Annotated in this window: 20 protein-coding genes; 6 read left to right on the top strand and 14 right to left on the bottom strand. The window is 71.6% G+C overall.

Annotated features, from left to right (window positions below; genetic code table 11):
• Window positions 1–26: 26 nt before the first annotated feature.
• On the bottom strand, window positions 27–878 hold the full coding sequence (locus ACWPQI_RS04730) for an LLM class F420-dependent oxidoreductase (protein ID WP_010593909.1): 852 nt from the start codon (window positions 876–878) through the stop codon (window positions 27–29).
• Between the two features lie 161 nt (window positions 879–1039).
• On the opposite strand from ACWPQI_RS04730, the gene ACWPQI_RS04735 reads away from it, so the two are divergent.
• Complete coding sequence (locus ACWPQI_RS04735; RefSeq protein WP_010593910.1) at window positions 1040–1687, top strand: TetR family transcriptional regulator; 648 nt, start codon at window positions 1040–1042, stop codon at window positions 1685–1687.
• Window positions 1688–1736: 49 nt separating this feature from the next.
• On the opposite strand, the gene ACWPQI_RS04740 is transcribed toward ACWPQI_RS04735, so the two are convergent.
• The 6 genes from ACWPQI_RS04740 to ACWPQI_RS04765 form a co-directional block, all read right to left on the bottom strand.
• Entirely contained in the window at window positions 1737–2561 is an 825-nt protein-coding gene (locus ACWPQI_RS04740) for a hypothetical protein (protein WP_010593911.1), read from the bottom strand.
• Between the two features lie 211 nt (window positions 2562–2772).
• Window positions 2773–2910: a methionine/alanine import family NSS transporter small subunit gene (locus tag ACWPQI_RS04745; protein WP_082061337.1), complete on the bottom strand. Its 138-nt coding sequence runs from the start codon at window positions 2908–2910 to the stop codon at window positions 2773–2775.
• Window positions 2907–4448, bottom strand: coding sequence for a sodium-dependent transporter (locus ACWPQI_RS04750; RefSeq protein ID WP_458603127.1), 1542 nt, complete (start codon window positions 4446–4448; stop codon window positions 2907–2909). Before ACWPQI_RS04750 ends, ACWPQI_RS04745 begins: the two co-directional genes overlap by 4 nt.
• A gap of 99 nt (window positions 4449–4547) precedes the next feature.
• Window positions 4548–5693, bottom strand: a complete 1146-nt coding sequence (locus ACWPQI_RS04755; protein ID WP_190242370.1) for a lysylphosphatidylglycerol synthase transmembrane domain-containing protein — start codon at window positions 5691–5693, stop codon at window positions 4548–4550.
• A complete protein-coding gene (locus ACWPQI_RS04760) occupies window positions 5690–7117 on the bottom strand; it encodes an HAD-IB family hydrolase (protein ID WP_010593915.1) in 1428 nt (475 codons plus the stop codon). The genes ACWPQI_RS04755 and ACWPQI_RS04760 overlap by 4 nt, the downstream gene beginning before the upstream one ends.
• Window positions 7114–9465, bottom strand: a complete 2352-nt coding sequence (locus ACWPQI_RS04765) for a glycerol-3-phosphate 1-O-acyltransferase (protein WP_010593916.1) — start codon at window positions 9463–9465, stop codon at window positions 7114–7116. The genes ACWPQI_RS04760 and ACWPQI_RS04765 overlap by 4 nt, the downstream gene beginning before the upstream one ends.
• Window positions 9466–9635: 170 nt before the next feature.
• Between ACWPQI_RS04765 and ACWPQI_RS04770 the strand changes: the two genes are divergently transcribed.
• Together ACWPQI_RS04770 and ACWPQI_RS04775 are read left to right on the top strand one after the other, a co-directional pair.
• Entirely contained in the window at window positions 9636–11117 is a 1482-nt protein-coding gene (locus ACWPQI_RS04770; protein ID WP_040274103.1) for a bifunctional aminoglycoside phosphotransferase/ATP-binding protein, read from the top strand.
• A gap of 52 nt (window positions 11118–11169) precedes the next feature.
• Window positions 11170–11895: a VIT1/CCC1 transporter family protein gene (locus tag ACWPQI_RS04775; protein ID WP_010593919.1), complete on the top strand. Its 726-nt coding sequence runs from the start codon at window positions 11170–11172 to the stop codon at window positions 11893–11895.
• Window positions 11896–11934: 39 nt separating this feature from the next.
• Here the strand turns inward: ACWPQI_RS04775 and ACWPQI_RS04780 are convergent, their stop codons facing one another.
• From ACWPQI_RS04780 to ACWPQI_RS04790, 3 genes are all read right to left on the bottom strand, one after another.
• Window positions 11935–12828 carry a universal stress protein gene (locus ACWPQI_RS04780; protein WP_010593920.1) on the bottom strand — a complete coding sequence of 298 codons (894 nt, stop codon included), beginning with the start codon at window positions 12826–12828 and terminating at the stop codon, window positions 11935–11937.
• Window positions 12829–12879: 51 nt separating this feature from the next.
• Window positions 12880–13872, bottom strand: a complete 993-nt coding sequence (locus ACWPQI_RS04785; RefSeq protein ID WP_026137802.1) for a zinc-binding alcohol dehydrogenase family protein — start codon at window positions 13870–13872, stop codon at window positions 12880–12882.
• 102 nt (window positions 13873–13974) lie between these two features.
• The gene (locus ACWPQI_RS04790; RefSeq protein WP_010593922.1) at window positions 13975–15501 is read right to left on the bottom strand and encodes a CYTH and CHAD domain-containing protein; all 1527 of its coding nucleotides are present in this window, start codon (window positions 15499–15501) and stop codon (window positions 13975–13977) included.
• Window positions 15502–15728: 227 nt separating this feature from the next.
• On the opposite strand from ACWPQI_RS04790, the gene ACWPQI_RS04795 reads away from it, so the two are divergent.
• Together ACWPQI_RS04795 and ACWPQI_RS04800 are read left to right on the top strand one after the other, a co-directional pair.
• Window positions 15729–16262: a flavodoxin domain-containing protein gene (locus tag ACWPQI_RS04795; protein WP_026137801.1), complete on the top strand. Its 534-nt coding sequence runs from the start codon at window positions 15729–15731 to the stop codon at window positions 16260–16262.
• Window positions 16252–17259 (top strand): Acg family FMN-binding oxidoreductase, encoded by a 1008-nt coding sequence (locus tag ACWPQI_RS04800; protein ID WP_010593924.1) that lies wholly within the window; start codon window positions 16252–16254, stop codon window positions 17257–17259. The genes ACWPQI_RS04795 and ACWPQI_RS04800 overlap by 11 nt, the downstream gene beginning before the upstream one ends.
• 15 nt (window positions 17260–17274) lie before the next feature.
• Here ACWPQI_RS04800 and ACWPQI_RS04805 read toward each other — a convergent pair whose 3' ends face one another.
• A complete protein-coding gene (locus ACWPQI_RS04805; protein WP_003936463.1) occupies window positions 17275–17781 on the bottom strand; it encodes an SRPBCC domain-containing protein in 507 nt (168 codons plus the stop codon).
• Window positions 17782–17810: 29 nt separating this feature from the next.
• Window positions 17811–18731: a pseudouridine synthase gene (locus tag ACWPQI_RS04810; protein ID WP_040274106.1), complete on the bottom strand. Its 921-nt coding sequence runs from the start codon at window positions 18729–18731 to the stop codon at window positions 17811–17813.
• Between the two features lie 97 nt (window positions 18732–18828).
• On the opposite strand from ACWPQI_RS04810, the gene ACWPQI_RS04815 reads away from it, so the two are divergent.
• Window positions 18829–19689 (top strand): universal stress protein, encoded by an 861-nt coding sequence (locus ACWPQI_RS04815; RefSeq protein WP_017680877.1) that lies wholly within the window; start codon window positions 18829–18831, stop codon window positions 19687–19689.
• A 3-nt stretch (window positions 19690–19692) separates the two neighbouring features.
• On the opposite strand, the gene ACWPQI_RS04820 is transcribed toward ACWPQI_RS04815, so the two are convergent.
• Window positions 19693–20901, bottom strand: a complete 1209-nt coding sequence (locus ACWPQI_RS04820) for a site-2 protease family protein (RefSeq protein WP_017680876.1) — start codon at window positions 20899–20901, stop codon at window positions 19693–19695.
• Entirely contained in the window at window positions 20868–21767 is a 900-nt protein-coding gene (locus ACWPQI_RS04825; protein WP_010593930.1) for a universal stress protein, read from the bottom strand. The genes ACWPQI_RS04820 and ACWPQI_RS04825 overlap by 34 nt, the downstream gene beginning before the upstream one ends.
• Window positions 21768–21778: the final 11 nt, after the last annotated feature.

The raw sequence follows: 21778 nt of genomic DNA on the forward strand, positions 1-21778 counted from the left end.
AGGTGTTCCTTCTCTGTCGTGGACCGTCAGCGGGTCGAGTCCAGCGTGGCGGCGAGCTTGTCGAGGTAGGCGAGGATCTCGTCCTCGGGGCGGTCGGGCAGGCCGAACATCACTTCGGTCACGCCGAGGTCGCGCCACCGCTGGAGCCGGGCGGGGTCGGGCCGGCCGGCGAGGACCACGATCTCCGGGGCGCCGTCGCGGCCGGCTTCGGTCCAGGTGGTCCGCAGCCGTTCGACGCGGTCGTCGATGTCGCGTTCGATCGGGGTGGTGATCCAGCCGTCGGCGGAGCGGGCGATCCACGCGAAGGTGCGGTCGGTGCCGCCCGCGCCGATCAGCACCGGTGGGCGGGGCTGCTGGATCGGTTTGGGCCAGGCCCAGCTCGGGCCGAACGAGACGAACTGCCCGGCGTAGGCCGCCTCGTCCTCGTTCCACAGGGCCTGCATCGCCTCGAGGTACTCGCGCAGCGCGGTGCGCCGTTTTCCGGGCGGTACGCCGTGGTCGGCGAGTTCCTCGGCGTTCCAGCCGAATCCGGCGCCGAGGACGACCCGCCCGCCGGAGAGGTGATCGAGGGTCGCGACGGTCTTGGCCAGCGTGATGGGGTCGTGCTCGAGGGGCAGGGCGACCGAGGTGCCGAGCCGGATGGTCGAGGTGACGGCCGCGGCGAGCCCGAGCGCGACCCACGGATCCAGGGTCCGGCGGTACCGGTCGTCGGGCAGCGTCTCGTTGCCGGTGCCGGGATGTGCGGATTCGCGGCGCACGGGGATGTGGGTGTGCTCGGGGACGTAGAACGCGTCGAAGCCGCGTTCCTCGGCTGCCCGGGCGGCCCGCTCCGGCCGGATGCCGCGATCGCTGGTGAACAGGGTGATGCCGTGACGCACGGACGCTGCCTCCCTACTGGTCGAGTCCAGGCAACTGTAACGCGTTCTAGTGTGCGGTGGAACTCGTTCCAGACAGCTGTCCATTCAATCCGCACGGGTCCGGGCGCCGCGGGACGGGGAGCGCACTACGCTGGCGGACAGACGTACGAAAGGTGAGGACGATGGCGGAGGCGAGCGCAGCATCGCGATCGAAGGTGCGGCCCGCGTCGTTTCTGGGCGCGGACCTGAAGCCGGCCCAGCGCGCCCGCTACCTGAGGATCATCGAGACCGCGAAGGAGCTGGCCTCGGAAGGCGGCTACGACGCGGTCCAGATGCGCGCCGTCGCCGAGCGCTCGGGCGTGGCCCTGGGCACCGTGTACCGCTACTTCCCGTCCAAGAACCACCTGCTGGTGGTGGCGATGGTGCTGCTGTTCGAAGATCTGAGCAACCGGTTCGGCGAGACCGAGATCCCCGGTGACTCGGCGCACGAGCGGATCATGTCGGTGCTGCACGGCTACATCGGCCGGCTCGAGAGCGACCACAACCTCTACGACGCGCTCGTGCGTGCAGCGATGTTCGCGGACGCGTCGTCCTCGGCCGAACTCGACCGGCTCGGAGCGATCATGACCGGGATGTACGCCCGCGCGGCGGGCGTCGAGGTGGTGAGCGAGCAGCTGCTCAACGCGGTGCACGTGATCGCCGACGTGTGGATGTCGAACCTGGTGAGCTGGGCGGCCGGCCGGGCCACCGCGGACCAGGTGATGGCGCACATGGACAGTGTGGTCCGGCTCGTGTTCGACCGGCTGGAGAAGCTCCAGGCGATCGGCTGACGCGATCGTCCGCGTCCGGGGCGTGCATGCACACCCCGGACGCGGACGATCAGGCCGGGACCTCCACGATGCCCACGGTCGGCAGGAAGAAGCACGACGTCTCGCCGTTCTGCACCGTGCCGAACACGGCGGCGAGGACGGTTCCCGAGCCGGTGGCGACCGGTGCTGCGCGGACTCCGCCGAGCGGGACCGCACCGGCGAAGAAGTTCTGCACCGCGGTGGCGACGAGCGGCCGGGCGAACTCGGGCACGCCCCCGGGGACGGCGAGCGCCGCGGCCTCGGCGATGGTGCCCATGGGCACGAACCCGCCCTGGAAGGTGTTGACGTTGAACCACGCGACCTGCATCCCGGTGGTGTTCGCGCCGTCCTTCTCCACGCCCATCGGCACGAAGGCGAACAGGGTCTCCCCGGGATCGACGGCGTTGACGGGCCCGACCATCGGGATGTTCAGGTTCGGCCACGGGCCGGGGGCGGCCCCGGCGACGGCGGGGGCGATGCCGAGCGGCAGGCTGCCGCCCTCGGTGCAGAAGGGCGCGCCGGTGGGGTAGAGGAACGGTTCGATGCCGAGGCCGCGCAGGAACTCCACGGCGTCCTCGTAGGCGGAGAGCGGCGAGTCCTCGGCGACGTCGGTGGCGCCCCCGCGCGCGGAGCCGATGGCCTCGGCGGCGGCGACCGCGAGGGCATCGGCGCCCGGCTGGGCCCGGAGCGTCTCGAGGGCGCCGACGAGCGGATCGGGTGCCGGCGCGGCAGCGACGATGGGGTCCGCGGGGGGTTCGGCGGCCGCGACGGCGGGCAGCGCCAGGGCAGCGGCCACGGTGAGGGAGGCTGCGGCGGTGAGCCGGCGCAGCCCGCGCCGGGTGGTCCTGGTGGTCATGCTTCGCTCCTGTACGTGGTCGGAACCGGAACACCGTCCGCCCCGGAGTCCTGCACGGCTCCGGGGCGGAGACCTGCGAGTCACGTGTTACCTGTGTGACTCGTGGTGTTGGTGGGATCAAGCAGAACACAGCGAGAACAGACCGGCCAGTCCGGCGCGGCGTGGTGTTATGCAAACGAAACGAGTCGTGTCCGGTTCGAGACCGGACATTTCACTCGTGAGGGCGTTCGGCCGACTCCAGGCCCGAGGTGTCGTCCGGATTCCGGCGTAGATGCATCAGGCTGGCGGAGAGACCGCCCCACACCAACCCCAGTGCGACGACCATCATCGCGATCGCAGATCCGCTCACAGTCTCTCTCCCGCTTCCGTCGATTCGGTGTGCGCCAACTCGGCGTCCGTCAACCCCCACGGGGCGAACGACAGCGCCACCGCGATCACGATCACCGCCACCTGCACACCCCATCCGAAGGTGGCGACGAGCGCGTCGGGCAGGTCGCCGTAACCTTCGTCGATCCGGTCCACGATCTCGCTGATCAGCATGTACCCGAGCACGACCGGGGTGAGGACGCCGGCGAAGATCCGCCAGAGGAGGCCGACCTTGAACGACGACACCGAGTTCAGGTGATCCTGCAGCTCGGGCAGCCGGCGCAAGCCCCATGCGAGCACGACGAGCGTGACGAGAGCGACCCCGACGATGCCGAACTGGTTGGCGAAGCGGTCGACGACGTCGAGGGTGTTCAGACCGGTGGTGGTCGGGAACAGCAGAACGGACGTGATCGTCGCGACGCTGCCGACGAGCAGGACCGCCGGCACGCGGGTGAGGCCGGTCTTGTCCTCGACCGCCGATACGCACACCTGGATGATGCTGATCAGCGACGTGAAACCCGCGAAGACGAGCGAGCCGAAGAACAGCAGGCCGAACAATGCACCGCCGGGCATCTGCGAGACGATCGTCGGGAACGCGATGAACGCAAGGCCGATCCCGCCGCTCACCACCTCGTCCACACCCACGCCCTGCGCCTGCGCCATGAAGCCCAGCGCCGAGAACACCCCGATGCCGGCGAGGATCTCGAAGCTCGAGTTGGAGAAGCCGACGACGAGACCGGAGCCCGTGAGGTTGGTCCGGTGCTTGAGGTACGACGAGTAGGTGACCATGATGCCGAAGGCGACGGACAGCGAGAAGAAGATCTGGCCGTAGGCGGCGATCCACACGCCGGTGTCCGTGAGCGCCGACCAGTTTGGCCGGAAGAACGCGTCGAGACCGGTCGCGGCGCCGTCGAGGGTCAGCGCCCGCACCACCATGCCGGCGAACAACAGCAGCAGCAGCGGCACGAAGAACCGGTTCGCGGCCCCGATGCCGCGCTGCACCCCCAGCGCCAGGATGACGAGCACCACGACCCAGATCCCGAGCAGCGGCCACGCCACACCCGGCACGAAGTCGAGGCCGAACGTGGCGTCGGCATCCATCTGCAGGAAGTCCTGCAGGAAGAAGGCTTCCGCGTCGTCACCCCACGCCCGGGTCGCCGAGAAGAACGTGTAGCGCAGCGCCCACGCGATGATCACCGCGTAGTAGACGCCGATGACGAAGCAGATGCCCACCTGCCACCAGCCGAGGCTCTCGGTCGCGCGCTTGAGGCGGTGGAACGCCAGCGGCGGCGAGCCGCGGAACTTGTGCCCGATCGCGTAGTCGACGAACAGCAAGGGAATGCCCGCGGTCAGCAGGGCCACCAGATACGGCACGACGAATGCGCCGCCGCCGTTCTCGTACGCGATGTACGGGAAGCGCCAGATGTTGCCCAGTCCGACCGCCGAGCCGATGGCGGCGAGAATGAACACCGACCGGCCGGACCAGACCTCTCTCGTGCGCACCGCTGCGTCCTCAGTCACTGACGTACCTTTCCTCGGTTTCAGACTGTCGACGCTAGCGCCCGCGGGCCTGCTCCGTGGGTGATCCGGGCGGACGGGCACGGCGTGTCGGAGCGGGGCTCAGTCCTGCCACAGCTTGTCGAGTTCGGGGCCCGGTTCCTCGTCCGGCGGGGCCCCGCGGTAGCGCAGGGCGAAGATCACCCAGCCGATGGCCGCGATCATCAGGAAGCTCACCAGCCGGTACACGACGACCGCGGACAGGGCCTGCGCGCCGGTCATTCCGCTGGCCGTCAGCGCGGGCACGAGCACGGCGTCCATCACGCCGAGTCCAGCCGGCAGGAGGGGGATCGCGCGGCTGGCGGCGGTCCCCGCGGCGTATGCGACGGCGATGCCGGCCAGGCTGGGCTTGCCGCCGATCGCGTACGCGGCGAAGGCGAGGCACGCGCCGTCGCACAGCCAGTTGAACAGCGACCAGCCGAACGCCCGGGCGGCGTGGGTGCGGTCGAGTTGGACCGCCCGCAGCTGAGCCACGATGCGTTTCCAGGCCCGGGCACCGGCCTGTGCCGGCTTCTTGCGCAGGCGGTTGACGCCGCGCAGCGCGATGATGCCGATCGATTCGAATGCATCGGGCCGGCTGGCCGCGTACTGCACGAGCACGACGAACGCCGCGAACCCGCCGAGGGAGAAGATGAGCGAGAACGGGTTGGTGGTGGCGCCCACGAGCAGCGCGCCCACGATGCCGAGCAGTGCCAGTCCTGCCGCCTGCAGCAGACCGGCCATCACGAGCTGCCAGGTGGAGACGACGGGGCTCGCCCCCCACTTGCGCATCTGCCGGTACGTGAAGGTGGTGGCCACCACCGGGCCGCCCGGCAGGGTCACGCTCATCGAGTTCGCGGCGTACGCCACCGACAGGGACTGGCGCTGCGTCACCGTGACCCCGGCCGCGGACAGCAGGGTGCGCTGCACGCGCGCGAAGCTCGACATCTCGGTCAGTGCGGCCAGGATTGCCGCGCCCACCCACCACCAGCGCAGGTCGGAGAGGTTGCTGACGCTGGTCTTCAGCTCCGGCCAGACGAGGACGACCTCGACGGTGAGGACGACGACGAGCACGAGTCCGAGCAGCCACTTGAGGCGCCGGCGCCGGGTCGGCGACATTCCGCCGTTGCCGTTGCCGTTGCCGTTGCCGTTGCCGTTGCCGTTGCCGTGGCCCGGGGTGCGGTCGTGTTCTCCCACGGCCGCGTCCCCGTTCTCACCCGCATCGGTCATGCGGGCCAATTCGCGAGCGTCTTCCGGTACAGGTCCTCCACCTCCGCGACCCGCGCGCCGAGCTCGTCGAGCGTCCAGTCGCTCACGTCGATGGGGTCGAGAACCACCACGTCGACGGTTCCCGGCCGCAGTACCGTGGAGTGCTTCCACAGCACCTCCCCGGCGTTGCGGATCACCACCGGCACGATCGGGACGCCCGCCTGCATGGCGATGTGGAACGCGCCCTTCTTGAACCGGCCGATCTCCGGGGTCAGGGAGCGGGTGCCCTCCGGCGCGATGATCACCGAGGTGCCCTCGCGCAGTGTGTCGACCACGGGACCGAGTGCCGCCTTCGCCTGCTCGGTGTTGGCCCGGTCCACGAACGCGGCCCCGACGAAGCGGAGCACCAGCCCGAACAGCGGGTCGCTCGCCATCTCCTTCTTCGTGACCCCGGTGAAGCTGTGCCGCAGCACCCGCGCCATGATCACCGGATCGAGCTGGCTCTGGTGGTTGAAGATGAAGACCGCGGGACGCTGTGACCAGGCGTTGGCCTCGTTCCGGATGTCGACATCGATGCCGGCGAGGGCCAGCGGGACCTCGCCCGCCAGGGTGGCGATCGAGTCCAGCGCCACCTTCTTGTTGCGGTTGAGCAGGCCGAGGCCGACACCGGTCCACACCGAGCCGAACAGGCCGCCGTACGCGGCGAGGGTGCGGACCACCTCTTTGGTGCCCGGCGTTCCGCGCGGCCTGAATCGCAGGATCGGCCAGCCTTGCGCGGCGGCGGTGCGCTCGAGGTTCCGGTCCGGGTTGGTCGGCGTCGGATTGCCCATCGTGGCGAGGAAGTCGGCGTCCTCGCCCCCGTTGGAATACGTGTAGCTCTGCTCGCGATCGATGTTGTTCGCCTCGGCGAACGCCGCCACGGCCTGCGCTTTGCCGCTGCGCCACAACGACTTTCCGTCCACCCGACCCGTGAGCACCCCGTCGCGCACCTCGAGCGGGCTGAACAGGACGTGCTCGACGCCGAGCGCATCCGCCGTCGCCTGGATCTGGTAGCGCGACGCCGAGGACGCGATCACCACCGTGTGCCCCGCCGCCTGGTGCGCCCGGATGAGCTGCCACGCCTCGGGATAGATGTGGCCGGCGATCGTGGACGCGAACAACCGGCGCCCGATCTCGTACAGCTCGTCCTCGGTGTGCCCGCCCCACGCCTTGAACGCCACCGCGACGAACCGCTCGAAGTCCGCCTCGGTGTCGTGGCCACGCAAACCGTTGAGCATGGTGGCGGCGAGTTCGGCGGCGCCGACCTTCCCGGCGAGCAACCGGTCGCGGAAGAAGTGCAGGCCGGAGAAGCCGTGGACGATCGTGCCGTCGAAATCGAAGAACGCCGCGATCTCCGGACCCTTCGGCCCGGTTCGCACCCGCTCGAGCGCTTCCTCGAGGATCACCGCTCCGCCTTTCTGTTGGATACGTCGAGAGATTCGGCGAGCCGGACCCGCTCACCCACCGCGAGCAGCTGCGCCGCGAACTCCTCCCGTCGCTGCCGGATCTCGTCGCCTCCACGTTCCAGCAGCCCGCGGTTGGCGGCAAGCTGCAGCGCCGTCGCGAACAGTTCCGACGAGACCGACTCGGGCCCGAACAGCCGGCCCTGCAGCAGCATCTGCCGGCCGACGGCGACGCACTCGTCCAGGAACGTCTTGCGGTCGACCTGCAGGGCCGGGTCACGCCGGGCAAGGCGTTCGGCGACGACGAGCTGCGCGTCCAAGAAGGACCGCAGCGCGCGGTGCGCCATGAAGAACCCGGTTTCGAGCAGCGCGGTCAGCGCCAGCTCCACATCCGGCAGGGCGTCACGCCAGGACGGCATCAGCAGGGCGATCTCGTCGCGCATGTCGGCCTCGAACCGGTCCCGGTCGGGGAAGAAGAACTCGAACTTGAGCAGGTCGCGCACCGCCTTGGCCTCCTCCCACGCCGCCCGCACCGGGTCGAGGTCGGGATTGGCGTGCGCGTGGAGGACCGCCAGCTCCATCAGGGCGCGGTTGACGAACCAGTGCACGCCGCTGTTGCGATAGAACGCGGCGACCAGGTGCTGCCCGGGCTGGATCGAGTAGACCGGCTCGTCCCCACCGGCGTAGGTGGTGACGACGCCGGCATCGCTCAGCGCGGACAGGACGTTCTCCAGGCCGCCCTCGACGTCGAGGACGTCGAGTTCGCCCTGCGGTATCCCGCGGGCGTCGATGTACCGGCGGACCGGTGCGATGACCGCCCGCACCTCGTCGAGGGTCAGCGCCCGGTCCCGGACACCGAGCAGGGCGAGCGTGACCAGGCAGTTCACGGTGACCGGGGTGTGGCAGTTGATGCCCACGGCCACCTCGAACGCGACCTTCTGCAGCGCCTTGCGGCTGCGCTCGGTGTATTCGGTCTCGTCCGCGGCGGGTTCGCCGGACAGCTCCGGGTCCCCGCTCGCGGCGAGCTGCGAGCGCATCGACAGCGGTTCCCCGAACCGCACGTACACGTTGCCTGCGCGGCGTCGCTGGTTGCGCGCGTACCTCGCCAGCCAGGCCAGACCCTCGGGCTTCTTCTGGGCGCCGGTCTGTTCGGCCGCGACGGCCGCGACCTCGGCGAGCCCCTCGTAGGTGATGGAGACCGGCACGAGCATCGCGTCCTCCACCCGGCCGCCCCGGATCGCGTTCGCGACGTAGTTGAGCAGGCCGTAGCGGGGCGAGCGGAGTTTGCCGGTGCGGGTGCGGCCCCCCTCGAAGTACCACTCCAGGTTGAACCGCTTCGTCAGCAGATATGCGAAGTACTCCTCCAGCGCCGCCTTGTACACGGCGTCGTCACCGAAGCTGCGACGGATGAACACGGTGCCGGTGCGCCGGGCGATCGGACCGATCGGCCAGAACGTCAGATTGGCGCCACCCATGAGGTGGTTCCGCGGGAAGTCGTTCCGGGCCAGCACGTCGCCGAGCACGAAGGCGTCCGCGTAGGACCGGTGCGACGGCAGGAACACCAGCGGGTAGCGGCGGTTGAGGTCGCGCAGACTCCGCAGCCCCGTTTCATCGGCGTGCACGGTCCACGCCGCGGAGTGCAGCGGCCGCATCATCTCGGTGAACAGGTCCGTCACCAGCCGGGACTGGACGGCGACGAGTTCCCCGAGCGCGGAGGTCGCGCGTGCCCGCACCTCCTCGGGCGCGATGTTGTGCTCGGTGCCGATCGCGTCGAGCCGGCGCCGGAACGACGCCGAATCCATGATCTGCTCCGCCACCAGCTTCGGCACCTTGTACCGGTCGCCGATGACGGCCCGCTCGGCGCGATCGAGACCCACCACCGCGCGGTGGGTCACGAACCGGGCGAACGACTCGGGTGCCGGATCGCCGTCCTCGGCGAGGTGCCGGGACCGCAACTCGCTCAGCCGTGCCGGCTCGGCGAGGACGATCCGGAATCGGTCGGGGGAACGCCCGACCAGCCACTTCTGCAGGAACCGGTTCGGATTGCGCGGGTTGGTCAGCGCCACGATGTCGGAGAACCGGACCCGCCGCTCGCCGTCGCGGGCCTCCGGCAACCACACCACTCCCACGGGCAGCACCAGGGGATCGTCGTCCCGGCCGACGAGATCCTGCGCGAGACGACGTGGGTCGAGGTCCATCTCCTCGACCGGCCCGTCCGCGCGGTACTCTGCCGGCACCTCGTCCGACCGCAGCCAGTGCGAGATCAACCTGCGCTCGATCGGTGTCGTCGTCTCGGTGAGAACCACCGTCGGGTGCCCGCCGATGTCCGAGTCCCGCCCGTTCGTGCTCATGTCTCCCCATTCCCGGATAGTCCGAATGAAACGTACCGCGGATCGGCCGCCCGCTCCGGCGCAACCACACGAGAGACCTTCGGCACTTCTGCCGGCGCGCGATCCGGTCCACGCTGAGGCAAGGTGGGCAACGTACCGAAGTTCGACAGGCTTCATCGGGGAGGAACTCCGTGACCGGCACCGACCGATCCGAACCGGCGTACGCGGCGATCCGGGAGACCCACACCTCCGTGGTGTTCTTCGTCGGGGGCCGCGTGCACAAGCTCAAGAAGCCGCTCGACCTCGGGTTCCTCGACAACCGGACCCGGCAGGCGCGGGAGCGGGCCTGCCACCGTGAGGTCGAACTCAACCGGCGTCTCGCCCCCGACGTCTACCTCGGCGTCGCCGACGTGCACGGGCCCGACGGTCTGGTGTGCGAGCACCTCGTCGAGATGCGCCGGTTGCCCGACGACCGTCGCCTCGCCGCCCTGGTGCAGCGCGGCGAGCCCGTCGCCGCGGTCGTCACCGCCGTCGCGCGGCAGGTCGCCGCCCTGCACGCCGCGTCGCCGCACGAGCCGGCGATCGACCAGTGTGCCACGGCGCAGTTCCTCGGCGGACTGTGGCGGGAGAGCCTGGATCACCTCGACCGGCTGCCCGTCGGGGCGGAGGCGACGGACCTGCTCACCGCGATCCGGGACATGGCCGGCCGCTATCTCGCGGGCCGCGAGCGGTTGCTCGACGAGCGGATCGCCGCGGGGCGCGCCGTCGACGGGCACGGGGATCTGCTCGCCGACGACATCTTCTGCCTCGACGACGGCCCCCGGATCATCGACTGTCTCGAGTTCGACGACCGGTTGCGCTACGGCGACGCCGCTCTCGACATCGCCTTCCTCGCGATGGACCTCGAACGGCTCGGCGGTGAGGCGGCGGCGCGGCAACTGCTGCCCGCCTACGCCGAGTTCTCTGCCGACGCGTTCCCGTCGTCGCTGATGCACCACTACATCGCGTACCGGGCCGTGGTCCGGGCGAAGGTCGCCGCGCTGCGGCACGAGCAGGGCGACGAGCACTCCCGGGGCAGCGCGCTCGCGCTGCTGGACCAGACCCGGCGCAACCTCGATCGGGGCCGCGTCCGGCTCGTCGTCGTCGGGGGTCTGTCCGCCACCGGCAAGACGACCGTGGCGCACCTGGCGGGGCAGCACCTGGGCGCGACCGTGCTGCGCAGCGATGTGGTCCGAAAGGAACTGGCCGGTCTCGCCCCGACCGCCGATGCCACCGCCGCCGTCGGTGCCGGGCTCTACAGCGCCGCCCACACCGACGAGACCTACGACGAGCTGCTGCGCCGCGCCGCCGTCGCCCTCGGTCACGGCGAGTCGGTCGTCCTGGACGCGACGTGGCTCACCGAGCCCCGGCGGGAGGCGGCGCGGGCGGTCGCCGCCGCCGCGACCGCCGACCTCGTCGAGATCGAGTGCCGGGCGGACCCGGCAGTGCTGGTCCGCCGCATCGTGGCCCGGCGTGAGCGGGGCGGCGACGCGTCGGATGCCACGCCCGCGGTCCTGGACGACCAGCTCCACGTGCGCGACGAATGGCCCACGGCGCGCGTCGTGGACACGAGCGGCGACAGCCTTCCCGACGGCGCGTGGCTCGAACGGGAACTCGGCCCCCGGCCGTGGTAAGGACAGGCTCGCATTGCTACCGCGACGGGTGGAATCGCCCTAGCCTGAGGGCATGTCGACCGATCCCTCGCTCAGCCACGCCGACGTCGAACCGCATTCCGGCGGCATCTCGGCGAAACTGAACTGGCTGCGCGCCGGCGTCATGGGCGCGAACGACGGCATCGTCTCCACGGCCGGTCTCGTCGTCGGTGTCGCTGCCGCCACCACCGACGAATCGACCATTCTCACAGCGGGTTTCGCCGGCCTCGCGGCGGGTGCGGTGTCGATGGCCCTGGGGGAGTACGTGTCGGTCAGCGCGCAGCGGGACACCGAGCGGGCGCTGCTGCACAAGGAACGCCGCGAGCTCGAGGAGATGCCGGACGCCGAGCTCGAGGAGCTGACCGCGCTGCTCGAAGGCAAGGGGATGTCGAGGGTGACGGCGCGCACCGCGGCGAAGGAGATGACCGAGCGCGACGCGCTGTCTGCACACGCCGAGGTCGAACTCGGTATCGACCCCGGGGCGCTGGCGAATCCGTGGGCCGCGGCGCTCTCGTCGGCGGTCGCGTTCACCGTCGGCGCACTCGTGCCGCTGCTCGTGATCGTGCTGCCGCCGGCGGACCTGCGGGTTCCCGTCACCTTCGTGTCGGTGCTCGTGGCGCTGGCCCTGACGGGCTCGGTCAGCGCGTGGCTCGGTGGGGCGCGGCGCGGGCGGGCGATGTCCCGCGTCGTGATCGGCGGTGCGCTCGCGATGATCGTGACGTACGCGGTGGGTCTGGCATTCGGGACCGCGACGGCCTGAGCCCGGCGCCGCCCCGGGACGGGCGGCACCGGACGGTCGTCACTTCTTGCGGCTGATCATGATCGGGCAGGGCGCGTTGTGCAGAAGATTCTGGCTCACCGACCCGAGCAGCGCCCCGGTGAACTGGCTGCGACCGTGACTGCCCACCACGACGAGCTGCGCGTCCTCGAGCTGCCGCAGGATCACCTTGGCGACGGGACCCCGGTCCACGACGCGGCGGACCTCCACGTCGGGGAACTTCTCGTGCCAGCCGGCGAGAGTCTCGGCCAGGACCGCGGATTCGGACTCGCCCACCGCCTCCCAGTCCACGAGCGTCGCGACCGTGCCGACGCCGAGTGCCGCGTCGCCGATCCACGAGTGCACCGCGACCAGCGGTACACCGAACAGGGCTGCGTACTCGAAGGCGTGCCCGACCGCCGCCGTCGACAGCTCACTGCCGTCGACGCCGACGACGATGGGACGGGTGTCCGGCAACGGACGTTCGGTGTCGCCGCGCCACACCACCACCGGGCACGGGGCGTGGTTGGCCACGCGCAGCACGGTCGAGCCGAGCAGGAAGTTCTCCACGGCGTTGGCGCCGGTGGCGCCCATCACCACGAGCCGGGCGTCCTCGGCGGCCTCGAGCAGGGAGTTGGCGGCGGGGCCCGGCCCCATGAAGCCCTGCACCTCGAGATCCGGATGGTCGGAGCGGATCACGTCGGTGACGCTCGCCAGGATCGCTTCGCCGTCCTCCCGGAGCTGGTCGACCATCTGCGACTGGATGAGCACCGCGGCCTCGCTGTAGAAGATCCCTTCACTGGGCAGCGAGTGCACCAGGTGCAGGGGCGCTCCCAGCCGCGCGGCGAGGGCGGCCGCCCACCGGGCCGCACTCGTGGCGACGGCGGAACCGTCCACGCCCGCTACGACGGCATTCCGGTTGGCAAGTGTGCTCATTCGTTCTCCTTCTCGGTGCGTTCTCCGCGCTCGGGGCGCAGGACGAGTGTTTCACGGAACCAGGACCGCCGCGCCGCCGAAACGGCCCGCGGACAGGTCCTCGAGCGCGCGGTCGGCCCGGTCGAGCCCGTACGCGGTGGTGGTGACGTGCAGGTGGTGTTCGTTCGCGAAGCCGAGGAATTCGCGTGCGTCGGAGCGGGTGTTGGCCGTGACGCTGCGCACCTGCCGTTCGCGGAACAGATGCTGCTGATAGTTCAGCGGCGGCACGTCGCTGAGGTGGATGCCGGCGACCGCGAGGGTGCCGCCGGCGTCCAGTGCGGCGAGCGCGGTGGGCACCAGTTCCCCGGCGGGGGCGAACAGGATCGCCGAGTTCAACGGCTCGGGCGGCGCGTCGTATGCGCCCTGAGCCGAGGCCGCACCGAGGTCCAGAGCGAGCCGCCGGGCGGTCTCGCCGCGGGTCATGACGTGCACGCGCGCACCCCGGGCCAGAGCGACCTGCGCGGCGAGGTGGGCGCTGCCGCCGAAGCCGTACAGACCGAGCACGCCGCCTTCCGGAACGTCGGCACGCTCCAGAGCCCGATAGCCGATGATGCCGGCGCACAGCAGCGGGGCGAGTTCGGCGTCCGAGTACCCGGACGGTAGGGGGAGGGCGAAAGCGGCAGGAACGGTGGCATATTCGGCGTATCCGCCGTCCGCGTCCCAGCCCGTGTAGGTGGAGTTCGGGCACAGGTTCTCGTCCCCGCGCAGGCAGTACCGGCACCGGCCGCACGTACTGCGCAGCCACGGGATGCCCACCCGGTCGCCGACCCGGTGTGTGCCGACGTCGCCGCCGACCACCTCGCCGACGATCTCGTGGCCGGGGACGACGTGCGGCCGGTGCACCGGCAGGTCACCCTCGCTCACGTGCAGGTCGGTCCGGCACACCCCGCACGCGAGGACTCGCACCAGCAGTTCCCCGGAAGCGGGTTCGGGGATCGGTTCCCGAACCGGCCGCAGCGGGTGTTCCGCCGCGGGCCGCGGCCGGTCGACCCGCCATGCCCGCATCTCTCCGTGGGTGCTCACGGGCGTCTCCTTCCGTCGTCCGGGCTCAGCATGCCCCCTCGCGGCGGTGGTCGGCCAGGGGAGAAGGACCCGGACGCGGGTGGTTCACCTCCACAGGGGTTTCGATGCTCGCCGCGCCCGTTTCCAGGCACGTTCGAGGTGCGCGACCTGCTCCTCGCCGACCTCGAGTTCGCGCTGGTAGACGATCCCGAGACCGAAGCTCGACTCGGCGGTGTGCTCCTGCTCGGACACCATCTCGAGCAGGTGCTCGCGCGCGACCACCGAGTCCTGGAACTCGCCGAGCAGATCCTGGAAGTCGTCGAAGTGATCGAGGGCGCGTTCGGCGCGCTTGCGGTGCAGCGGCCGCAGCACCTCGATGGCGTAGCGCATCCGCTTGGCGCCCTTGCGGGCCCGATGGACGATTTCGTCCCGCTCGGCGTGCGTCGCGGCCTCCCCGGCGTGACGCACCCGGCGCGAGACCTTCTTCGCGAGACGCGCGAGCGCGCGGTCGAGATCCTTCGGGCGGACCTGCCGTGCCTCCCGGCCGGCGCCGGACCCGACCGTCCCCGCCGCGAGCCCGTCGATCAGTGTGTCGAGCGCCTCGAGCAGAGCCGCGTAACGGTCCGAGTCGAGGGCGGCGACGGCCTCGAGTCGCGCCGCGTCCGACCGGGCGGAGAAGTACTCGTCGACGCGGGCGCGGATGGCCTCACGCTGCGCCTCCACGGGCACCTCCGCGATGCGGCCCACGAGGCGTTCCCACTGCACCTCCAGGTCCCGCGAGGGGCTGAGTTTCCTTCCCGTCCAACGCAGTTCTTCGACCAGGCCGTCGTCGATCGCGAACGTTCCCGCATACGTCTGCAGCGCGCTGCGGATCCGGCGCAGGGCCTTGCGCATGCTGTGGACGGAGTCCGGAGCGTCCCGGCGCACGCCGATCTCGGCGAGTTCGAGGGTGCGCAGCTCGCCGCGCAGGTAATCGCGCAGGTGTCCGGCCGGACCGGGCACCTGCTCCTCGGCCGGCAGCAGATCGGCCAGCGCCCGATGCAACTTGGAAGGACTCGGTGCCCGCGTGATTCCGGCTTCGGTCAGCCGCTCCTCGACGGCGTCGAGCAGCTCGGTGCCGCCCGACGCGAGCTCGACCTCGATCTCGCGCCATTGCTGCGGTTCGCTGCCCTCCTCCCGCGTCGCCGAGACGTCGTCGACGACGACTTCCGCGAGGACCCGGCCCTCCTCGTCGATCAGGCGATGGCGCCACCGCTGCGTGTTCAGCGCCGCCGCGAGCGTGACGGGACGCGCACGGCGCACCCCGCGCAACAGGGCGAGCAGTTCGGCCGGGGGCCGGTCGGTGTCGTCGCCCAGCGGGAAGCGCACCTCCGTCCGGGTGTCGGTGCCGGCGGGGAGCTTCGTGTGCCAGCCGGCGTCGTGCCCTCCCTCACGGCGGCGCAGGGTGATCCCGGCGCGCAGCAACCGCAGGTCGTCGGTGTCGTAGTACCGCGCGGACAGCTGCTGCAGTTCGGGTTCGGGGTGAGCGTCGACGCCGGGCAGGCCCGACAGGTCCGGCAGCTGCTGCCCGTGCCCGACCGTGTACTTGCGTTCCGATTCCTCGACCGTGTCGATCCTGGGCGGCATGGTCATGCGTCCGACTCCTGTTCCGGCAGGTTCCCTGGTGTTCTCCGCGCGCGTCGGCGGCGTCCGTCAGACCACTCTGCCACCCGGTCGCCCCCCTGTGCCTGTCGCCGGCGATCGGCGCAGCGCCCCCGCCGCCGGACGCCGCTGCGGGGCCTGTGCGCGGGTCCTTCGACTCTGGCCGACCGCGTGCCCGCCGGGCGATCATCGAATAACCTGGGCCGGGGAGGACGCAGATGAGGATTTTGGTCACGGCGGCGAGCAGGCACGGCTCGACCACGGAGATCGCCACGGCTCTCGCGGCCGCCCTGCGCGACAAGGGAGCGCGCGTCGACGTCGTCGCCCCCGAGCAGGTCGACGCCGTGGACGGCTACGACGCGGTGGTCCTCGGCAGCGCCGTCTACCTCGGGCACTGGCTGCACCCCGCGAAGACCTTCGTCGATCGGCATGCCGGCGCCCTGCGGGAGCGCGCGGTCTTCCTGTTCTCCTCGGGCCCCATCGGCGATCAGGACCGGCCCGTGAACAGGCCGTACGACGCGTCGCACGCGTCGGAGCGCACCGGCGCGCGGGAACACCGGATGTTCGCCGGGAAGCTGGATCCGGAGGTCCTCGGTGCCGGCGAACGCGTGGTCGCCCGCATGACCGGAGGGCGTACCGGGGACTTCCGGGACTGGGACGCGATCGGAAACTGGGCGGCGCAGATCGTCGAGTCCGTGGGGCGGCAGGCGGTCGAGTCGAGCGGCTGGGGGAGAGACAGCGATGGTCACTGAGATCCGGCCGGACGTCGCCACGATCCGCGATGCGGTCGAGTCGGCGTGCCGGGCGCCGTCCCTGCACAACAGCCAGCCGTGGCGCTGGGAGTGGACGGGCGGACGACTCGAACTGTATGCCGTGGCCGAGCGGATGCTCGGTCGCACCGATCCCGGCGGCCGGCAGCTGCTCCTCGGCTGCGGTGCGGCGCTGCACCACGTCCGCGTGGCGCTGTCCGCCGCGTCGTGGATCCCCACGGTGACCCGGCTTCCGGATCCGTCGCGGCCGGACCTGCTGGCCGTGCTCGACTTCGACCGGCCGCACACGGTCGACGCCCGTGACGCAGCCCTCGCCCTCGCGATCGACGCCCGGCACACCGACCGGCGGCCGTTCGCGGCGCCCACGACCCTGCGCGAGAGCCTGGTGGACCTGGAGAACGCCGCCCGCCGGGAGGGTGCATCGCTGTCGATCCTCGACGCCGGTGCCCGCTCGGATCTCGCGCGGGCGTCGGAACTGAGTACGGCGATCCGCGAGGGCGACGACGCCTACCGGCAGGAGCTGGCCTGGTGGACCGGTCGCGCGGAACCCGGCGACACCGGCGTTCCGGCATCCGCACTGCTCGACGACGAAGCCGCCGGGGACGTCGACGTTGCGCGTCGATTTCCCACGGGCGCAGGGAATTTGGACACCGTGCAGCCGAAGGTGGACGCGTCGGCGCTGGCGGTCCTGAGCACCCGGAGCGACGAACGGATCGACTGGCTGCGGGCCGGGGAGGCGATGTCTGCGGTGCTGCTCGAAGCCACCGCGGCGCACTTGGCGACGTGCCCGCTCACCCACGTGACGGAGATCGAGGCCAGCCGGGGCATCGTGCGCACGGCGACGGCACGGACCGGGGAGGTCGCAGGATTCCCTCAGGTGGTGATCCGGCTGGGGGCACGCAGCGCCCGCGGGCTGCCGACCACGTCGCGGCGTCCGGTCGACGAGGTCTTCGTCGACCGGAGCGGAGGGGCCGGATAGTCCCGGGCGGGCAGGTCAGTCGGACGGGTTGCGGTACATCTCGGCGAGTTCCCGGGCACGATCTCCCGGTGACCAGTCCACGTCGCGACCTTCCAGCTGGGCTTCGAGGACCTCGAATCCGGCGTGCCAGTCGGCACCGTGTGCGTAGGCAGAGTCCTCGTCCTCGACGGTGTGCGTGAGCGTCAGCCAGCAGCCGCCGGAACCGTCCGGCACCAGTTCCCAGTGCAGCACCTCGGCGTCCCACATGTATTCGAGAATGCGTCCGGGGTGCACGGCGATGACGGTGCCCGTGGCGGTGTGGTCGGCGGGCAGCCCGAGGCGCTCGGCCTGCTGCTCGGTGGCATGGAAGACGAGCTGGGCACCGGGGGTCAGATCCAGTTCCACTCGGGCCGGGAACCAGGCGCGCAGATACTCGGGGTCGGTGATGACCCGCCATACGCGGTCCGGGGGATGGGCGAAGGCATGCTGGAAGCGCAGGGCGACGCGACCGTCGTAGGTGCGCGAAACGATGCCGTTATCCATGGGGTCCTCCAAGACGTGAGCCCGCGCGATCAACGGGGTCCTGGTGTGCTGTGCCTCCATGCTGCCAGGTTTCGTGCGCTGACGAAGCGGGTCCGCCGACCTGTGTACGGATCGTCGAACTCCACCGCGCGGGCCAGCAGCTGCAGGGGGTTCGAATAGTCTTGGGGCGCAACGTCGTATGCGTTCGGGTAGAGGTTGTCGCCGAGGATCGGCAGACCGAGGGAATTCATGTGGACGCGCAGCTGGTGCGTCTTGCCGGTGCGTGGCAGCAGGCGGTAACGGCCCAGGCCGGCGTCCGTGTCGAGCAGCTCGACCCGGCTGAGGGCATTGACCTCGCCCGGCACCTCACGCGCCTGCAGCACGCCCCGTTCCTTGACGATGCGGCTGCGCACCTCCCGCGGAAACCGCATACCGGGCACGTGCCGCGAGACGGCCTCGTACTCCTTGTCCACCCGCCGCGCATCGAAGAGCGACTGGTAGGCCCGGCGCGCGCCGGCGTGGACGGTGAACACCAGCACGCCCGCCGTCAGCCTGTCGAGCCGGTGCGCCGGACTCAGTTCCGGCAGGTCGAGTTCGCGGCGCAACCGCACCAGCGCGGTCTCGGCCACCCACGACCCGCGCGGCGTCGTCGCCAGGAAATGCGGCTTGTCCACCACCAGCAGGTGCTCGTCGCGGTGCAGCACGTCGATCTCGAACGGCACCCGCTCCTCGACCGGCGGATCGCGGTACAGGTACACGAATCGGCCCGCCGCGTACGGGGTGTCCTCGGTGATCGCCGTGCCCGCGCCGTCGACGACCTCGCCGCCTGCGACCTTCTCCCGCACGCGTGCGACGTCGGCGGGGAACCGCGCCGACAGGAACTCCGCCACCGTCGCCCAGGAGCCGCCGTCGGGCAGCCGCAGGCGGGTCGGATTCAGGCCGTCGCGGACGGGCAGCGGAGCGCGGCGCACCCCCGCACGGTAACTGTTTCCGTCAACCGTCCGCGCAGCGACCGGGGTATGGCGACACTGGTGTCGGAACAACCGGGACGAGACTGAGGAGCGGGCAATGGACGATGCGCCGATCGTGGTCGGTATCGACGGATCGGCGCCCGCGCGCGCCGCGCTGCAGTGGGCAGCCGCCGAGGCCGCCGCCACGGACGTGCCGCTGCTGCTCGTCTCCAGCGCGAACGCCGGCGGAATCGGCGCCTCGTCGCCGTTCGTCGACGAACTGCGCTTCACCGCGCGACGGAACCTGGCGTCCGCCGCCGAGTCCGTGCAGCGGGAGCACCCGGACCTGTCCGTCCGCACCGAGCAGTCGAGTCTGGTGGCCGCACAGGCGCTGCTCGGGCACTCCGGCCGGGCACGGATGCTCGTCCTCGGCCGACGTGGGCTCGGCGAGTTCACCGGCGGTCTGGTCGGATCGGTGACCTCGGCGGTGGTCGCGCATGCACGCTGCCCCGTCGCGGTGATCCCCGGCCCCGACGAGGCCGGACGCGGTGCGGACGGTCCCGTCGTGGTCGGCGTCGACGGTTCGCGGGCGAGCCTGCACGCCCTCGACGTCGCTTTCGAGGCCGCCGACCGCTACGGGGCGCCGCTGGTGGCGGTGCACGCCTGGTCGGACCGTGACCTCGTCGACGTGGTGGCCGGCACGCCCGGAGCGACGTGGGACGACGTCGACCAGCAGGAGAGCGTCGTGCTGGCCGAGTCCCTCGCCGGACGCGCGCAGGACTATCCGAACGTCGAGGTGGAACGGGTCGTGGTGCGGGACCGGCCCGTGCGCCACCTGCTCGAACGGGCGGAGAACGCCCGGTTGCTGGTCGTCGGCAGCCGCGGCCGCGGCGGCTTCGAGGGCATGCTGCTCGGCTCGACCAGCCGGGCACTGCTGCACACGACGCCGTGCCCGCTGCTCGTCGTCCGGCGCAGCTAGGGACTACTCCGGCCGGGGCTGCTCGTCCGGCGGCGGAGTGCGGCGGACGGGCAGGCCGAGGGCGCTGCGATCGCAGGCCCGCACCAGGTCGGTTGCCGTGACGATGCCGACGAGGCGGTCTCCCGACACGACGGCCACGAGGTCGAGCCCCGGCCGCAGCAGCACCCGGCTCGCGACCTCGGCGAGCGAGGCGTCGGCCGGTACTCGCGCCGCCGCGGGCAGCGGCCGGGCCCGGTCCGCGACGGTGACGACCGTGCGCTCGCCCTCCGGGACGGGGGTCAGGTCGGCCAGCGACACCACGCCGATGGGCCGGTTCCCGTCGTCGACCACAGGAAACACCCGGTGGTGCGTGCCGCGGGCCGCGACGGTGAGGAGCTGCGCCACGCTCGCACTCCCGGGTGCGGTCACCGGCGACGCCGTCATGACGTCACCGACCCGGGTGTCGCCGAGCTGGTGCCCCAGCGAGGCGTTCGCCAGCTCGGCGTTGGCTGCGGTCCGCAGGAACCAGCCGAGGAGCATCATCCACAGGCCGCCCGCGCTGCCGAGGGCGAGCGTCTCGGCGGCGCCGAGCACGATCAGCGCCAACCCCACCGCGCGGCCGGCGCGGGCGGCGCCGCTCGCGGCGGCGAGCCGGTCGCCGGTGCGGCGCCACAACACCGCCCGCACGACCCGCCCACCGTCCAGCGGCGCACCCGGCAGCAGGTTGAACACGGCGAGTACCAGGTTGGTCGCGCCCAGCCAGCCGATCGTCGCGGTCACCAGCGCCGGGACGGGCGGACCGAGGAACGAGGCCGCCGCCAGCGCCACGATGCCGATCACGACGCTCGCGAGCGGCCCGGCCAGCGCGATCCGCAGATCGGCCTTCGGGCTCGGCGGCTCGTCGCGCAGTTCGGACACCCCGCCGAGCAGCCACAGGGTGATCCCGTCCACCCCCACTCCGTAGCGGCCCGCCACCACCGAGTGCGCAAGCTCGTGGGCGAGCAGCGATACCAGCAGGCCCAGCGCCGCGGCGACGCCCGCGATCCAGAACTGCGTGGTGCTCGGACCGCTGATCCGCGCCGGCAGGATCGTCGCGGCCAGCAGCCACGACAGCAGCCCGAGCGTCGCGAGCAGCGACCAGTGGGCCCGGATCTCTATCCCCGCGACCCGGCCGAGCCGGACCGATCCGCGCAGCATCGTCAGACCCCCGGTCGGCAGATCATGGTCGGGCACGGCGCGTGGTGCAGCAGCGCCTGACTCGTCGAGCCCAGGAGCAGGCCGCCGAGCAGGCCCCGGCCGTGGCTGCCGACGACGCTCAGCTGGGCCCGTTTCGCCAGTCTCAGCAGCAGGTGCCGGGCGCCGATCTGCTCGACGATCTCGGTGACCGGCACGTCCGGGTACCGCTCGCGCTGCCCGGCGAGACACTCGGACAGCAAGGCCGTCTCTTCGGCCTCGACGACCGCCCAGTCGATCAGCTCCAGCGCCGCGGTGCGGTCCGCGACGTCGCCGGCGCCCCACGCGTGGGCGGCGAGGACGCCGACCCCGAGCGCCGCCGCCATGTCGAACGCAGCGGTGACCAGTGGGCCGGCGTCCGCGCTGCCGTCGATGCCGACCAGCACCGGCCGGCGGTCCGTGCCCGGTTCGGGTGCCGGATCGCCCCGCCAGAGGACGACCGGGCACGTGGACCGGTGGGCGACGCGCAGTGCGGTCGAACCGGCGAGCAGCGACCCGAGCGCACCCGAGCCGGTGGCGCCGAGCACCAGCATCCGGCTGCGGTCGCCGTGTTCGAGCAGCGCCAGATCGGCCGGGCCCGGGTGGACGGTCGTGACCACCTCGAGATGCGGGCGCTGCCGGCGCAGCTCGGCCGCGGTGTCGTCGAGCAGTTCGCGGCCCCACTCGGCGAGACGCTGGCTGTATTCGGCCCGCGCGCGCAGCGCGGCGTCACTGAAATAATTCCGGGGGCCGGGCAGCGCGTGGACGAGCTGCAGGTCCGTGCCGAGCCGCTCGGCGACGGCCGCGGCCCAGGTGGCGGCCTGTTTCGCGGCGTCCGAGCCGTCGATTCCGGCGGTGACGGGCGGCCTGCCGCGGTCGCTGCTCATTGCGTCTGCCT

This window comes from Rhodococcus sp. LMD (assembly GCF_056108245.1).

Bases quoted from the DNA above. Each gene is read 5' to 3' on its own strand.
- ACWPQI_RS04790 (WP_010593922.1), bottom strand. From the start codon at position 15,501: ATGACCATGCCGCCCAGGATCGACACGGTCGAGGAATCGGAACGCAAG.
- ACWPQI_RS04805 (WP_003936463.1), bottom strand. From the start codon at position 17,781: ATGGATAACGGCATCGTTTCGCGCACCTACGACGGTCGCGTCGCCCTG.
- ACWPQI_RS04765 (WP_010593916.1), bottom strand. From the start codon at position 9,465: ATGAGCACGAACGGGCGGGACTCGGACATCGGCGGGCACCCGACGGTG.
- ACWPQI_RS04785 (WP_026137802.1), bottom strand. From the start codon at position 13,872: ATGCGGGCATGGCGGGTCGACCGGCCGCGGCCCGCGGCGGAACACCCG.
- ACWPQI_RS04815 (WP_017680877.1), top strand. From the start codon at position 18,829: ATGGACGATGCGCCGATCGTGGTCGGTATCGACGGATCGGCGCCCGCG.
- ACWPQI_RS04740 (WP_010593911.1), bottom strand. From the start codon at position 2,561: ATGACCACCAGGACCACCCGGCGCGGGCTGCGCCGGCTCACCGCCGCA.
- ACWPQI_RS04755 (WP_190242370.1), bottom strand. From the start codon at position 5,693: ATGACCGATGCGGGTGAGAACGGGGACGCGGCCGTGGGAGAACACGAC.
- ACWPQI_RS04735 (WP_010593910.1), top strand. From the start codon at position 1,040: ATGGCGGAGGCGAGCGCAGCATCGCGATCGAAGGTGCGGCCCGCGTCG.
- ACWPQI_RS04800 (WP_010593924.1), top strand. From the start codon at position 16,252: ATGGTCACTGAGATCCGGCCGGACGTCGCCACGATCCGCGATGCGGTC.
- ACWPQI_RS04795 (WP_026137801.1), top strand. From the start codon at position 15,729: ATGAGGATTTTGGTCACGGCGGCGAGCAGGCACGGCTCGACCACGGAG.
- ACWPQI_RS04775 (WP_010593919.1), top strand. From the start codon at position 11,170: ATGTCGACCGATCCCTCGCTCAGCCACGCCGACGTCGAACCGCATTCC.
- ACWPQI_RS04780 (WP_010593920.1), bottom strand. From the start codon at position 12,828: ATGAGCACACTTGCCAACCGGAATGCCGTCGTAGCGGGCGTGGACGGT.
- ACWPQI_RS04825 (WP_010593930.1), bottom strand. From the start codon at position 21,767: ATGAGCAGCGACCGCGGCAGGCCGCCCGTCACCGCCGGAATCGACGGC.